We start from the raw sequence: 15,229 nt of genomic DNA, 5'->3' as shown, positions 1-15,229 counted from the left end.
ACAAGTCCCGGGCCCGGGGCGCTACGCCCTCCATGCGAGCAGTCGTCTACAGCAAGCCCGGTCCCTCCTCCGTCCTCGAGGTCGTCGAGCGCGACCTGCCCGAGCCCGGGCCCGGCGAGGTCCGGGTCCGCCTGGTGCGGGCGGGGGTCAACCCCACGGACTGGAAGTTCCGCGCCAACGGCATGAACGGCGACTTCACCGAGGTCGCCCCTGGCCAGGACGGCGCCGGCGTCGTCGACGCCGTCGGCCAGGGTGTCACCACCCACGCAGTGGGTGACCGGGTCTGGCTGGTCCTGGCCCAGTCGGGTCGCGGCCTCGGTACGTCGACCCAGCACACCGTGCAGCTCGCCGAGCGCGTCGTGCCGCTGCCCGAGGGCGCGTCCTTCGACCTCGGTGCCTCCCTCGGCGTCCCGGCGGTCACCGCCCACCGGGCGCTCACCGCGGGGGAGACCACCGCGCGTCTGGCACCGGGCTCGATGGCCGGACAGACCGTGCTGGTCGCCGGCGGGGCCGGTGCGGTGGGCAACGCCGCGATCCAGCTGGCCGTCTGGGCCGGCGCCACCGTGGTCACCACGGTCAGCGGTGAGGAGAAGGCCGACCTGGCCCGCGCGGCCGGCGCCCACCACATCGTCAACTACCGCACCTCGGACGCCGCCGCCGAGATCCGCGCGGTCGCGCCCGAGGGCGTCGACCTGGTCGTGGAGGTGGCCCTGGCGCAGAACGTCGGCCTCGACGTCGAGGTGCTCCGCAACCGCGGCACCCTGGCCTACTACGCCGACAACGGCGGGGCCGAGGCGACCGTGCCGGTGCGGGCCACCTTCGCCAAGAACCTGCGCCTGCAGGGCCTGCTCCTCTACACCCTGGGCGCCGACCTCGTGCAGGCCGCCGCCGAGGACGTCACCGCGGCCGTGTCCGCCGGTGCCCTGCGCGTGGGTGCGGAGGCCGGCGTGCCGCTGCACCACTACCCGCTGGAGGAGACGGGCGCCGCGCACGACGCGGTCGAGGGCGGCGCCGTCGGCAAGGTCCTGCTCGACATCGCCGAGGCCTGAGCCGCCCCGGGGCCCGGGGCCCGGAGCCCTGGAGCACCTGCGGGCCGCGGGGTCCGACGTCGTGGCGTCGGACCCCGCGGCTGCTAGGGTCGGCGCCGATCGACATCCTTTAACGAGCCGTCCCGTGAGGCGGAGAAGGAGGTCCGGCGGCACCGTGTGCGCCCAGCCTGCAGCACCCGACGACCCGACGGCCGGAGGCCGCGTCGTCCTCGACGCCCGTGACATCGCCCGGGCCCTGACCCGGATCTCCCACGAGATCCTCGAGCGCAACAAGGGCGGCGCCGACCTCGTCCTGCTGGGCATCCCGAGCCGTGGCGTGCCGCTGGCGCAGCGCATCGCGGAGCGTCTCGCCGCGGTCGAGGGCATCGAGGTGCCGGTGGGCTCGCTCGACGTCACGATGTACCGCGACGACCTGCGCCTCAAGCCGGCCCGTGCGCTGCTCCCCACCCAGATCCCGCCCGGCGGCATCGACGGGCGCACCGTGGTGCTGGTCGACGACGTGCTCTTCTCCGGGCGCACCATCCGCGCGGCGCTCGACGCCCTCGGCGACATCGGCCGCCCGCGCGCGGTGCGGCTGGCCGTGCTGGTCGACCGCGGTCACCGCGAGCTGCCCATCCGGGCCGACTTCGTGGGCAAGAACCTGCCCACCTCGCTGGTCGAGCGCGTCAGCGTGAGACTCGAGGGCGTCGACGACCTCGACGCGGTCACGATCACCGGGCCGCCCCCCGGCCGGAGCGACCAGACCGGCGGCACGGAGGTGCGGGCGTGAAGCGGCACCTGCTCAGCGCGGCCGACCTGACCCGCGACGACGCGGAGCTGGTGCTCCGCACGGCGGCCGAGCTCCGCTCGCTGGCCGACCGGCCGATCAAGAAGCTCCCCGCTCTTCGCGGGCGCACCGTGGTCAACCTCTTCTTCGAGGACTCCACCCGCACCCGCATCTCCTTCGAGGCCGCGGCCAAGCGCCTCAGCGCCGACGTCATCAACTTCGCCGCCAAGGGCTCCAGCGTGTCCAAGGGCGAGAGCCTCAAGGACACCGCGCTGACCCTGGAGGCGATGGGGGCCGACGCCGTGGTGGTGCGCCACGGCGCCAGCGGCGCACCCCACCGCCTCGCCCACTCCGGCTGGGTCCGCTCCAGCGTGGTCAACGCCGGCGACGGCACCCACGAGCACCCCACCCAGGCGCTCCTCGACGCCTTCACCCTCACCCGCCACCTCGGCGCGGCCGACGGCGGCGGTCTCGACGGGCGGCGGGTGGCGATCGTGGGCGACGTCCTGCACAGCCGGGTCGCACGCTCCAACGCGCTGCTGCTGCAGACCCTCGGCGCCGAGGTCACGCTCGTGGCGCCCCCGACGCTGATGCCGGTGGGCGTTGGCTCGTGGCCGGTCGAGACGTCCTACGACCTCGACGCGGTGCTGCCGAAGGCCGACGCCGTGATGATGCTGCGCGTGCAGCGCGAGCGGATGAGCGGGGGCTTCTTCCCGACCCCGCGCGAGTACTCGCGGCGCTACGGCCTCGACGGTCGCCGGATGGCCACGCTGCAGGACCACGCCATCGTGATGCACCCCGGCCCCATGGTGCGCGGCATGGAGATCACCGCCGACGTCGCCGACTCCCCGCGCTCGGTCATCGTCGAGCAGGTCACCAACGGCGTGGCCGTGCGGATGGCGGTGCTCTACCTCCTCCTCAGTGGCGCCGACCTCTCCGCCGACGCTCCGCTCCTCCCGACAGAAAGCGCACCCGCGTGACGACGTACCTGCTCCGCAACGCCTCCATCCTCGGCGGCGAGACCACCGACCTGCTGCTCGCCGACGGCGTGGTGGCCGCGGTCGGTCCCGACCTGGCCGCCGGCCCCGGGGCCGACGGCGCGACGGTGGTCGACGCCACCGGCCTCCTCGCGCTGCCCGGACTGGTCGACCTGCACACCCACCTGCGCGAGCCGGGCCGGGAGGACGCCGAGACCGTCGACACCGGCACCCGTGCCGCGGCGATGGGCGGCTTCACCGCCGTGCACGCCATGGCCAACACCGAGCCGGTCGCCGACACCGCCGGCGTCGTCGAGCAGGTGTGGCGCCTGGGCCGCGAGGCCGGTCACTGCGACGTCTTCCCGGTCGGCGCGGTCACCGTCGGGCTGGCCGGCGAGCGGCTGGCCGAGCTCGGCGCGATGGCCGACTCCGCCGCCCGGGTGCGGGTCTTCTCCGACGACGGCCGGTGCGTGAGCGACGCGGTGCTGATGCGGCGCGCGCTGGAGTACGTCAAGGCCTTCGACGGCGTCGTCGCCCAGCACGCCCAGGAGCCGCGCCTGACCGAGGGTGCGCAGATGAACGAGGGCGAGCTCTCGGGCCGCCTCGGCCTCACCGGTTGGCCGGCGGTGGCCGAGGAGGCGATCATCGCCCGCGACTGCCTGCTGGCCGCCCACGTCGGCTCGCGGCTGCACGTGTGCCACGTGTCGACCGCCGGGTCGGTGCAGATCGTGCGCGAGGCCAAGGCTCGCGCCGCGCGCGAGGGCGGCTGGGAAGTCACCGCCGAGGTGTGCCCCCACCACCTGCTCCTCACCGACGAGCTCGCCGCGACCTACGACCCGATCTACAAGGTCAACCCGCCGCTGCGCACCGCGGCCGACGTCGAGGCGCTGCGCGCCGGACTGGCCGACGGCACGATCGACGTCGTGGCCACCGACCACGCCCCGCACCCCCACGAGGACAAGGACTGCGAGTGGGCCGCGGCGGCCTTCGGCATGCTGGGCCTCGAGACCGCGCTGTCGATCGTGCAGGAGACGATGGTCGACACCGGGCTGCTCGACTGGGCCGGCGTCGCCGAGCGCATGTCGGCCGCGCCCGCGCGGATCGGCCGCCTCGCCGAGCACGGTCAGCCCCTCACGGTCGGCGCCCCGGCCAACGTCGTGCTCTACGACCCCGCCGTACGCCGCGTCGTCGACCCCGCGACGTCGGCGTCGCTGTCGCGCAACACCCCCTACCGCGGCATGGAGCTGCCCGGCCGGGTCGTGGCGACGTTCCTGCGAGGCACCCCGACCGTGCTCGACGGCGCCCTGGTCTGAGCCGGCCGGACCCCACACCGGGCGCCCCGACCGGTCGAGCGTCTCGGGACCCCGATGAGCCCGGGCCGGCGGCGGTGCGTCCCGACCCCGGTCGATCAGGGTGCGTCCGTCCGGCCCGCGGTCGCCCGCCGCCGGCTGGGCGGTTCGCCGGCCGGTGGAGTGCGCGTCGTCGGGGTCCGTGTCAGGGCGGTGGCGATGGTGGGCGGTGGGTCGAACGTCCGTGCACCCGGAGCGTGGTGCCTCGGCGCCTCTGGGCCCCCGGCCGTGTGGCGGATACGGCGCCGGCCGGCGCGCGGGTTGATCGAACGTTCGTTCAACCAGATCGTGGTCTGCTGCTGCGGGCTGCTGGCGGCCGTCTCGGCGACCGCTGCGGCCCCTCGTGCGGCGGAGCCGGTGTCGCTGCCGTGGCGGAACGGCCGAGCGTGCGGCCGAGGGTGCGCCAGTCGGCGCGCGGGTTGATCGAACGTTCGTTCAACCAGATCGTGGTTCTCGGCTGCGGGCTGCTGGCCGCCGGCTCCGCGACCGCTGCGGCCCCTCGCGCGGCGGATCCGGCGTCGCTGCCGTGGCGGAACGGCCGAGCGTGCGGCCGCGGGCTGTGGGCCGCCGCCTCCGCGACGGCTGCGGCCCCTCGTGCGGCGGAGCCGGCGCCGCTGACGTGGCGGATCGGCCGAGCGTGCGGTCGACCCGAGCACGGCTCCGCGGGGAGGGCCTCACCGACGGGAGGCCCGTCCCGGTCGCGCGGCGCGAGACACTGTGCCGGTGAGCGACCCGATCCGGCGACTGCTGGCCCACCCGCCGGACCTCCCGGTGGTGGCGGGACTGCCCGCGCTGCGTGTCGCACTGGAGGACCACGGCGCCGCGGTGGTGCAGGCGCCGCCCGGCACCGGCAAGACCACCCTGGTGCCGCCGCTGGTCGCCGACCTCCTGGGCGGCGGGGGCGGTCGCGTCGTGGTGACCCAGCCGCGCCGCATCGCCGCACGCGCCGCGGCCCGGCGTCTGGCCCACCTGCTCGGTGAGCCCGTGGGGGAGACGGTCGGCTACACGGTGCGGGGCGAGCGACGCGCCGGACCCGCCACGCGGGTCGAGGTGGTCACCACCGGGGTGCTGCTGCGGCGGCTCCAGCGCGACCCCGACCTGCCCGGGGTCGGGGCGGTGGTGCTCGACGAGGTGCACGAGCGCCACCTCGACGGTGACCTGACGCTCGCCCTGCTCGTCGACGTCCGGCAGAACCTGCGCGAGGACCTGCTGCTCGTGGCGATGTCCGCGACCGTCGAGGCGACCCGCACGGCCGCGCTCCTCGGCCCCGAGGCCCACCACCCCGAGGCCCACCACCCCGAGGCCCACCACCCCACGGACGCGTCCGACGGCACGGGCGCGGTGCCGTCGCACCACGATCCCGGCGACGACAGCGACGACAGCGACGACAGCGACAGCAGCGACGGCGACGACGACAGCGACAGCAGCGACGGCGGCGCCACCAGCGACGAGGGCGCCCCGCGCGGCGCAGGTGCGGGGTCGCCCGGCGCCGTCAGCACCGCCGTGCCGGTGGTGGACGTGCCCGGCGCGCTCCACCCGGTGCAGCGTCGCTGGTGCCCGCCACCGCCCGCCGTGCGCCGCGCCGACGACCGCGGGGTGACCCCGGCCTTCCTCGACCACGTGGCCGCGACGACCCGCGTCGCGCTCGCCGAGCACCCGGGCGACGTGCTGGTCTTCCTGCCGGGCGTCGCGGAGGTCGACGGCGTCGTGCGCCGGCTCGCGCCAGCGGCTGCCGCCGCCGGGGTCGACGTCCGTCCGCTGCACGGTCGCCTCCCGGCCGTCGAGCAGGATCGCGCGCTGAGCCCGGGGGAGCGCCGCCGCGTCGTGGTGTCGACCGCGGTCTCGGAGTCGTCGCTCACGGTGCCGGGGGTGCGCGTGGTGGTCGACGCCGGGCTGTCGCGGGAGCCGCGCACCGACCACGCGCGCGGTCTGGCCGGCCTCGTCACGGTGCGGGTGAGCCGCGCCGCCGCCGAGCAGCGGGCCGGACGCGCCGGCCGCGAGGCCGCCGGGGCGGTGCTGCGCTGCTGGTCGGAGGCCGAGCACGCCCACCTCGAGGCCCACCCGCAGCCGGAGATCCTCACCGCCGACCTCACGGCCCTCGCCCTGGAGCTCGCCGTGTGGGGCGTCCCCGACGGCGCCGGCCTCGCCCTCCTCGACCCGCCCCCGCCCGGTCCGCTCGCGCTGGCCCGTGCCACCCTCGCCGGCCTCGGCGCCGTCGACGACGCCGGAGCCGTCACCGCTCGTGGCCGCGCGATCGCCGGGGTGCCCGCCGACCCGCGGCTGGCGCGGGCGCTGCTCGACGGCGCCGCGGCGGTGGGGGCCCGCCGGGCCGCCGAGGTGGTGGCCCTCCTGGCCGACGACGTCCGGGTCCCCGGCGGCGACCTGGTCGCGGCGCTGCGTGCCGTACGCCGGGGCGGCCCGGCCTCGGCCGCGTGGCGCACCACCGCCGAGCGGCTGCGGGCCTCCCTGCCCGCCGACCACGGTGGCGGCGCCGCGGCCCCGGCGATGACCGACGACCTCGCCGTGGGCGCGGTCGTCGCCCTGGCCCACCCCGACCGGATCGCCCGCAAGCGGGCCGGCTCGGAGGCCTACGTGATGGTCGGCGGCACCGGGGCGGTGCTGGGCCGGGGCGAGTCGGCCCTGCGCGGGCTGGAGTGGCTCGCGGTGGCGGGCGTCGACCGCCGCCCGGGCCAGCGCGACGCCACCGTGCGCTCCGCGGCCCCGCTCGACGAGGACCTGGCGCTCGAGGCGGCCGCGCCGGTGTGGCGCGAGGAGGACGACGTGCGCTGGGAGCAGGGTCGGGTGCGGGCCCGCCGGGTGACCCGGCTCGGGGCCGTCGAGCTGGCCAGCAGCACCCTGGCCCGGCCGCCCGCCGAGCTCGTCGCGGCCGCGGTGCGCGACGGGCTGCGCCGCGACGGTCTCGCCGCCCTGCCCTGGTCGGAGGCCGCGCACGCCCTGCGCCGACGACTGGTCTTCCTGCGCACCGCGGTGGGGGAGCCGTGGCCCGACGTCTCCGACGCCGCCCTGCTGGAGTCCGCGGAGTCGTGGCTGGGCCCGGAGCTGGCCCGCGTGCGCACGGCCCGCGACCTGGCCCGTGTCGACGTCCTCGGCGCGCTGCGCCGGCTGCTGCCCTGGCCGCAGGCCGGGCGTCTCGACGAGCTGGCGCCCGAGCGGCTCACGGTGCCCAGCGGGTCGGCGGTGCGCCTGGACTACGGGGGGGACCAGCCGGTGCTCGCCGTGCGCGTGCAGGAGGCCTTCGGGTGGGCCGAGACCCCGCGGGTGGCCGACGGGCGGGTGCCCGTGCTGGTGCACCTGCTCTCCCCGGCCCGCCGCCCGGTGGCGGTCACCGCCGACCTCGCGTCCTTCTGGACCACCGGCTACCCCGCGGTGCGCGCCGAGCTGCGTGGTCGCTACCCGAAGCACGCCTGGCCCGACGACCCCTGGACCGCGCCCGCCACCCGGGGCACGGGCCGGCGCCGCTGACCCGGCCCGGGCCCGGGGACGCGCCACGGCCCGGACACCGCACCGGGCCACGGTCCGTCCGCTGCTAGGCTCGGCGCCGCTCGAACATCCTTTAACGATCCGTCCCGTGAGGCGGAGAAGGAGGTACGGCGTGCCCACGCATGCCCCCGCGGTGCTCGTCCTCGAGGACGGCCGCACGTTCCACGGCGAGGCCTTCGGAGCCGAGGGCGAGACCTTCGGCGAGGCCGTCTTCAACACCGGCATGACCGGCTACCAGGAGACGCTCACCGACCCGTCCTACCACCGCCAGGTCGTCGTGATGACCGCCCCTCACGTGGGCAACACCGGCGTCAACGACGAGGACCCCGAGTCCCGCCGCATCTGGGTGGCGGGCTACGTCGTGCGCGACCCCGCCCGCGTGCCGAGCAGCTGGCGCAGCCGCCGCACCCTCGACGAGGAGCTGGCCGCCCAGGGCGTCGTCGGCATCTCCGGCGTCGACACCCGCGCCCTGACCCGCCACCTGCGCGAGCGGGGGGCGATGCGCGTGGGCATCTCCACCACCGAGAGCGACCCCGCCGCCCTGCTCGAGCGCGTGCGCGCCTCGGGCGAGATGGCCGGCAGCGAGCTGGCCGGCGAGGTCTCGACGACCGAGGCCTACGTCGTGCCCGCGGTCGGCGAGCGCCGGCTGAGGGTCGCCGCCCTCGACCTCGGCATCAAGACGATGACCCCCCACCGCATGGCCGAGCGCGGCATCGAGGTGCACGTCCTGCCGGCGACCTCGAGCCTCGAGGACGTGCTCGCGGTGAGCCCCGACGGACTCTTCTACTCCAACGGCCCCGGCGACCCGGCGGCCACCACCCGCCAGGTCGAGCTGCTGCAGGCCGCGCTCGACGCGGGTGTGCCGTACTTCGGGATCTGCTTCGGCAACCAGCTCTTCGGCCGGGCCCTGGGCCTGGGCACCTTCAAGCTGGTCTACGGCCACCGCGGCATCAACCAGCCCGTGATGGACCGCACCACCGGCAAGGTCGAGGTCACCGCCCACAACCACGGCTTCGCCGTGGCCTGGCCCGAGGGCGTGGGCCACGACGAGGCGTTCGCGACCCGCTGGGGCCCGGCCTCGGTGAGCCACGTCTGCCTCAACGACGACGTCGTCGAGGGCCTCGAGCTGCGCTCGCCCGACGGCGACCTGCTCGGCTTCTCGGTGCAGTACCACCCCGAGGCCGCGGCCGGCCCGCACGACGCGGCGTACCTCTTCGACCGCTTCGTCGACCTCATGCAGTCCCGGGGCCGGTCCGCCGCCGGGCCCGCCACCGCCGCGAGCACGGGAGGCAACTGACATGCCCAAGCGCGAGGACATCAAGAGCGTCCTGGTCATCGGCTCCGGGCCGATCATCATCGGCCAGGCCTGCGAGTTCGACTACTCCGGCACCCAGGCCTGCCGGGTGCTCAAGGACGAGGGCATCCGCGTCGTCCTGGTCAACTCCAACCCGGCCACGATCATGACCGACCCGGAGTTCGCCGACGCCACCTACGTCGAGCCGATCACCCCGGAGTTCGTGGAGAAGGTCATCGCCAAGGAGCGTCCCGACGCCCTGCTGGCGACCCTCGGGGGCCAGACCGCGCTCAACGCCGCGATGGCGCTCGACGCCGCCGGGGTGCTGGAGAAGTACGACGTCGAGCTCATCGGCGCCTCCATCGAGGCCATCGACCGCGGCGAGAACCGCCAGGTGTTCAAGGGGATCGTCGAGGACCTCGGCGGCGAGGTCGCGGGCTCGATGATCTGCCACACGATGGACGACTGCCTCGCCGCCGTCGAGCGCTTCGGCTACCCCATCGTCGTGCGGCCCTCCTTCACCATGGGCGGCACCGGCTCGGGCATAGCCTTCGACGAGTCCGACCTGCGCCGCATCGCCGGCTCCGGCCTGGCCGCCAGCCCGACCACCGAGGTGCTCCTCGAGGAGTCGATCCTCGGCTGGAAGGAGTACGAGCTCGAGGTCATGCGTGACACCGCCGACAACGTGGTCATCATCTGCTCCATCGAGAACCTCGACCCGATGGGCGTGCACACCGGTGACTCCATCACGGTCGCGCCGGCGATGACGCTCACCGACCGCGAGTACCAGCACATGCGCGACATGGCCATCGGCATCATCCGCGAGGTCGGCGTCGACACCGGCGGCTGCAACATCCAGTACGCCGTCAACCCGCGCGACGGACGGCTCGTCGTCATCGAGATGAACCCCCGCGTCTCGCGCTCCAGCGCCCTGGCCTCCAAGGCCACCGGCTACCCGATCGCCAAGATCGCCGCGAAGGTCGCCATCGGCTACACCCTCGACGAGATCCCCAACGACATCACCACCCGCCCCGACGGCACCAGCACCCCGGCCTCCTTCGAGCCCACCCTCGACTACGTCGTCACCAAGGTGCCGCGCTTCGCCTTCGAGAAGTTCCCCGGCGCCGACCCGGCCCTGACCACCCACATGAAGTCGGTGGGCGAGGCGATGGCGATCGGACGCAGCTTCACCGAGTCGCTGCAGAAGGCGCTGCGCTCCCTGGAGTCCACCGACGCCGTCTTCGACTGGCACCAGGAGCACGTCGAGCTCGACAAGGCCGCGCTGCTCGAGGTCATCGCGACCCCCCACGACGGTCGTCTGCGCAAGGTCATGGACGCCATCCGCGCCGGCGCGACGCCCGAGGAGATCTTCGAGGCCACCGGCATCGACCCGTGGTTCGTCGACCAGCTCGCCCTCATCAACGAGGTCGCCGTCGAGGTCACCGCGGCCGAGGAGCTCACCCCGGCCCTGCTGCGCCGGGCCAAGCGGCACGGGTTCTCCGACGCCCAGATCGGCAAGATCCGCGGCATGAGCGCCGACGTCGTGCGCGGCGTGCGCCACGCGCTGGGCATCCGCCCGGTCTACAAGACCGTCGACACCTGCGCCGCGGAGTTCGCGGCGGCCACGCCGTACCACTACTCCTCCTACGACGAGGAGACCGAGGTGCTGCCGCGCGAGCGCGAGGCCGTGGTCATCCTCGGCTCCGGGCCCAACCGCATCGGCCAGGGCATCGAGTTCGACTACTCCTGCGTGCACGCCTCGCTGGCGCTCTCCGAGGCCGGCTACGACACCGTCATGGTCAACTGCAACCCCGAGACGGTCTCCACCGACTACGACACCTCCGACCGGCTCTACTTCGAGCCGCTCACGCTCGAGGACGTGCTCGAGGTCGTCCACGCCGAGATGGCCGCGGGTCCCGTCGCCGGCGTCATCTGCCAGCTCGGTGGCCAGACCCCGCTCGGCCTGGCCCAGGGCCTGGCCGCCGCGGGCGTGCCGATCGTCGGCACCTCGCCCGACGCCATCGACCTGGCCGAGGAGCGCGGCGCCTTCGGGCGGGTGCTCGCCGAGGCCGGTCTGGTGGCCCCCAAGCACGGCACCGCCACCTCCTTCCCCGAGGCCCAGCGCATCGCCGCCGAGATCGGCTACCCCGTGCTCGTGCGGCCCTCCTACGTGCTCGGCGGGCGCGGCATGGAGATCGTCTACGGCGACGAGTCGCTCCGGGCCTACCTGGAGAAGTACGTCGCCGCCGGCCTCATCAGCCGCGCCGCGCCCGTGCTGGTCGACCGCTTCCTCGACGACGCCGTCGAGATCGACGTCGACGCGCTCTACGACGGCACCGAGCTCTACCTCGGCGGCGTCATGGAGCACATCGAGGAGGCCGGCATCCATTCCGGCGACTCCTCCTGCGCGCTGCCCCCGATCACCCTCGGCGAGCACGAGGTGGCCCGCATCCGCGAGGCCACCGAGGCCATCGCCGCGGGCGTGGGCGTGCGCGGCCTGCTCAACATCCAGTTCGCGCTGGGCTCCGACATCCTCTACGTCCTCGAGGCCAACCCGCGCGCCTCGCGCACCGTGCCCTTCGTGTCGAAGGCGACCTCGACCCCGCTGGCCAAGGCCGCCGCGCGGATCATGCTCGGCGAGAGCGTGGCCTCGCTGCGCGCCGCCGGGGTGCTGCGCTCCGAGGGCGACGGCGGCAGCCTCCCGCCCGACCAGCCCATCGCGGTCAAGGAGGCGGTCATGCCCTTCAACCGCTTCCGCACCGCCGACGGCTCCCAGGTCGACACCGTGCTCGGCCCGGAGATGAAGTCCACCGGCGAGGTGATGGGCCTCGACCGCGACTTCGGCACGGCCTTCTCCAAGTCGCAGGCCGCGGCCTTCGGCCCGCTGCCCACCGAGGGCAAGGTCTTCGTCTCGATGGCCAACCGCGACAAGCGCTCCATGATCTTCCCGGTCAAGGTGCTCGCCGACCTCGGCTTCGAGATCCTCGCCACCCAGGGCACCGCCGAGGTGCTGCGCCGCAACGGCGTGGCCTGCACCGTCGTGCGCAAGCACTTCGAGGGCCCGGGCCCGCAGGGGGAGAAGACCACCGTCCAGCTCATCCACGACGGTGAGATCCAGCTCATCGTCAACACCCCCTACGGCGCCGGTGGCGGCGGTCAGGCCCGCCTCGACGGCTACGAGATCCGCACCGCCGCGGTCATGGCCAACGTCCCGTGCATCACCACGGTCCAGGGCCTCGGCGCGGCCGTGCAGGGCATCGAGGCGATGCGCCGTGGCGACATCGGGGTGCGCAGCCTGCAGGAGTGGGCCCAGGTCACCCAGCACGAGTCGCAGCGGGGCCGGTGAGACCCCCGTGGTGAAGCCCTACGCGCTGCTCTTCAACCACGTCGCGACGCGCATCGACCCCGAGCGGGCCCACCACCTCGGCTTCGCCGGCATCCGTGCCGGGGCGCCGCTGGTCTCCCGGCTCCCGTCGCCCGGCGCCCCGGTGCGGGCGATGGGCCTGGAGTTCCCCAACGCCCTCGGCCTGGCGGCCGGCTTCGACAAGAACGCCGTGGGCGTCGACGCGCTCGCGGGCCTCGGCTTCGGCCACGTCGAGGTCGGCACCGTCACCGGGCTGGCCCAGCCCGGCAACCCGGCGCCGCGGCTGTTCCGGCTCACCGCCGACCGCGCCGTGCTCAACCGCATGGGCTTCAACAACGAGGGCGCGCGGGCCGTGGCGGAGCGCCTGGCCCGGCGCGCCGTACGCCGGCCGCGGGGGAGCGGACCGGTCCTCGGCGTCAACATCGGCAAGTCCAAGGTCGTGCCCGACGACGACCAGCGCGCGGTGGAGGCCGACTACGAGCGCAGCGCCTCGCTGCTGGCGCCCCACGCCGACTACCTCGTGGTCAACGTGAGCTCGCCCAACACCCCCGGGCTGCGCTCGCTGCAGGCCGTGGAGCGGCTCGAGCCGCTGCTGGCCCACGTACGCCGCGTCGCCGACCGCGCCACGCCCGGGCGCCGGGTGCCGCTGCTGGTCAAGATCGCCCCCGACCTCGCCGACGACGACGTGCTGGCCGTGGCCGACCTGGCGGTGGCCGGTCGGCGCGACGAGGTGCTCGACGGGGTGATCGCCACCAACACCACGATCTCCCGCGAGGGCCTGCGCACCCCCGCCGCGGAGGTCGCCGCGCTCGGCGCCGGCGGCGTCTCCGGCGCCCCGCTTGCCGCGCGCGCCGAGGCCGTGCTGCGGCTGCTGCGCGGTCGGGTCGGAGACGACCTGACGCTGGTCGGGGTCGGCGGCATCGACGGCCCGGAGGCCGCCGCGGCCCGCCTGGCCGCCGGGGCCGACCTCGTGCAGGCCTACACCGCGTTCGTCTACGAGGGCCCGGCGTGGCCCCGGCGGGTGGCCGGCGCTCTCGCCGGCTCCGGGGACGCCCCCGCGTGAGCCCCGCCGCCCCCGTCCCGCCGGCGACGCAGCCCGGTCGCCAGAGCCCGCCGCAGGGACCGGTGCACACCACGGCCGAGGTCCTCGCGACCAAGCGGGTCGGCGCCTACCAGCACCTCACGCTGCTCGCGCCCGGCGTCGCTGAGCGCTTCCGCCCCGGCACCTTCCTCGCCGCCTCCGTCGGCACCCTCGGCGACCACCTGCTGGGCCGCCGCGCGCTGTGGATCCACCAGGTGCGTCCGGTGGGCGGCCACGGGCTGGCGCTCCAGGTCGTCGTGGAGCCGGTGGGGCGCGGCACCGGCTGGCTGGCGGGGCTGCAGCCCGGCGCGCGCCTCCCGGTGACCGGCCCGCTGGGCCGGCCCTTCGCCCTGCCGAAGGAGCCGGTGGCCACCGTGCTGGTCGGCGAGGGCTACGCCGCGGCGCCGCTCTTCCCGCTCGCCGAGCGCCTGCGCGAGCGGGGCTGCGCGGTCAGCCTCGTGGTCGGCGCCGCCGACGAGCCGCGGCTGCTCTCCGCGCTGGAGGCGCGACGCTCGGCGCGCTCGGTGGTCGTGGTCACGGGCGACGGCTCGGTGGGCGTGCGCGGGCGCGTCGGCGACGTCGTGCCCGAGACGCTGCGCCGGGCGGGCGCCGAGGTCGTCTACGCCGCGGGCCCGGCGGCCACGCTGCACGCCGTGGCGCTGGCCGCGGAGGAGCACGGCGCCTGGAGCCAGGTCGCCCTCGAGCAGCCGCTGACCTGCGCCACCGGCCTGTGCCACGGCTGCCCCGTGCCGGTGGTCGGCGAGGACGGCGTCGCCCGCACCGCGCGCGCCTGCGTCGACGGCCCGGTGCTGCGCGGCGACCGCGTGCGCTGGGACGACCTCGACCTCGATCTCGACCGGCGCCACGGTCCCGACCGCGACCTGCCCGGACCCGTCGGTGGTGCGTGGTGAGCACCTCGCTGGGCGGCATCACCCTCGCCGGCCCCGTCATGGTCGCCGCGGGCTGCGGCGGCACCGGGCGCGAGCTGGCCGGCTACTCCGGGCCGGCCGGGCTCTCGGCCTACGGCGCCTTCGTCACCCGCACCCTCACCCGCGACCCGCGCCCCGGCGGGCCCGCGCCGCGGCTGCTGGAGTCGCCGGCCGGGCTGCTGCACGCCACCGGCCTGCCCAACCCCGGCCTCGACCTGTTCCTGGCCACCGAGCTGCCCTGGCTGGTGCAGCAGGGGGCGCGCGTCGTGGTGTCGGTGGCCGGCCGCTCCCTGGGGGAGTACGCCGAGATCGCGCGCCGCCTGGCCAGCGCACCCGGTGTCGCCGCCATCGAGGTCAACCTCTCGGCGCCCGACGCCGTCGTGGCCGGGGTGCTCGACGCGCGCGAGCCCTTCCACGCCGGCGGGGCGATCGCCGCGGTGCTGCGCGAGCTGCCCCGTGGGCTCCCGGTGCTGGCCAAGCTGCGCCCCGACCTGCAGCGCGTGGTCGAGACCGCCCGCGTGGCCCGCGACTCCGGCGCCGCGGCGGTCGTGGTCGGCAACGCGCTGCCCGCGGCCATGCCCGACGGCCGGCCCGCGGGCCTCAGCGGACCCGCGATCGGCCCCCTCGCCCTGCGCTGCGTCACCGAGGTCCGCGCGGCCCTGCCCGGTCTCCAGGTCGTCGGCGCCGGAGGCATCGCCACCGCGGCCGACGCCCGCGCCCACCTGCGCGCCGGCGCCACGGCGGTGCAGGTCGGCTCGGCCCTGCTGCACGACCCCACCGCGGCCGCGCGCATCGTCCGGGAGCTGGCCGACGACCCGGCCGTCGCTGCGACCTCCGACCCGACCTCCGACCCGACCTCCGACCCGACCTCCGACCCGACCTACGACCCGACCCCCGCACCGGGAGACCGCCCGTGACC

Annotated in this window: 10 protein-coding genes; all 10 read left to right on the top strand. The window is 75.8% G+C overall.

The features are described 5' to 3' along the window. The first annotated feature begins 32 nt into the window (after positions 1–32). The 10 genes from M3673_RS00295 (at position 33) to M3673_RS00250 (ending at position 15,227) form a co-directional block, all read left to right on the top strand. The gene (locus M3673_RS00295; protein ID WP_251530730.1) at positions 33–1,049 is read left to right on the top strand and encodes an NADPH:quinone reductase; all 1,017 of its coding nucleotides are present in this window, start codon (positions 33–35) and stop codon (positions 1,047–1,049) included. A gap of 154 nt (positions 1,050–1,203) precedes the next feature. Continuing rightward, positions 1,204–1,818 (top strand): bifunctional pyr operon transcriptional regulator/uracil phosphoribosyltransferase PyrR, encoded by a 615-nt coding sequence (gene pyrR / locus M3673_RS00290; RefSeq protein WP_193664170.1) that lies wholly within the window; start codon positions 1,204–1,206, stop codon positions 1,816–1,818. Continuing rightward, entirely contained in the window at positions 1,815–2,795 is a 981-nt protein-coding gene (locus M3673_RS00285; protein ID WP_193664168.1) for an aspartate carbamoyltransferase catalytic subunit, read from the top strand. Before pyrR ends, M3673_RS00285 begins: the two co-directional genes overlap by 4 nt. Continuing rightward, positions 2,792–4,105 carry a dihydroorotase gene (locus M3673_RS00280; RefSeq protein ID WP_193664166.1) on the top strand — a complete coding sequence of 438 codons (1,314 nt, stop codon included), beginning with the start codon at positions 2,792–2,794 and terminating at the stop codon, positions 4,103–4,105. Before M3673_RS00285 ends, M3673_RS00280 begins: the two co-directional genes overlap by 4 nt. A 759-nt stretch (positions 4,106–4,864) precedes the next feature. Continuing rightward, positions 4,865–7,624: an ATP-dependent helicase HrpB gene (gene hrpB / locus M3673_RS00275; RefSeq protein ID WP_308196066.1), complete on the top strand. Its 2,760-nt coding sequence runs from the start codon at positions 4,865–4,867 to the stop codon at positions 7,622–7,624. 130 nt (positions 7,625–7,754) lie between these two features. Beyond that, positions 7,755–8,939 (top strand): glutamine-hydrolyzing carbamoyl-phosphate synthase small subunit, encoded by a 1,185-nt coding sequence (gene carA / locus M3673_RS00270; protein ID WP_251530728.1) that lies wholly within the window; start codon positions 7,755–7,757, stop codon positions 8,937–8,939. 1 nt (position 8,940) lies between these two features. Next, the gene (gene carB, locus M3673_RS00265) at positions 8,941–12,282 is read left to right on the top strand and encodes a carbamoyl-phosphate synthase large subunit (protein ID WP_251530726.1); all 3,342 of its coding nucleotides are present in this window, start codon (positions 8,941–8,943) and stop codon (positions 12,280–12,282) included. A 7-nt stretch (positions 12,283–12,289) separates the two neighbouring features. Beyond that, complete coding sequence (locus M3673_RS00260) at positions 12,290–13,363, top strand: quinone-dependent dihydroorotate dehydrogenase (RefSeq protein ID WP_251530717.1); 1,074 nt, start codon at positions 12,290–12,292, stop codon at positions 13,361–13,363. Further along, positions 13,360–14,292 (top strand): hypothetical protein, encoded by a 933-nt coding sequence (locus M3673_RS19465; RefSeq protein ID WP_251530715.1) that lies wholly within the window; start codon positions 13,360–13,362, stop codon positions 14,290–14,292. The genes M3673_RS00260 and M3673_RS19465 overlap by 4 nt, the downstream gene beginning before the upstream one ends. Further along, the gene (locus M3673_RS00250) at positions 14,289–15,227 is read left to right on the top strand and encodes a tRNA-dihydrouridine synthase (RefSeq protein ID WP_251530713.1); all 939 of its coding nucleotides are present in this window, start codon (positions 14,289–14,291) and stop codon (positions 15,225–15,227) included. Before M3673_RS19465 ends, M3673_RS00250 begins: the two co-directional genes overlap by 4 nt. Positions 15,228–15,229: the final 2 nt, after the last annotated feature.

The organism is Nocardioides sp. P86, from assembly GCF_023712465.1.
Taxonomy (GTDB): domain Bacteria; phylum Actinomycetota; class Actinomycetes; order Propionibacteriales; family Nocardioidaceae; genus Nocardioides; species Nocardioides kribbensis.
This window is presented reverse-complemented; position numbering and strand designations above follow the sequence as displayed.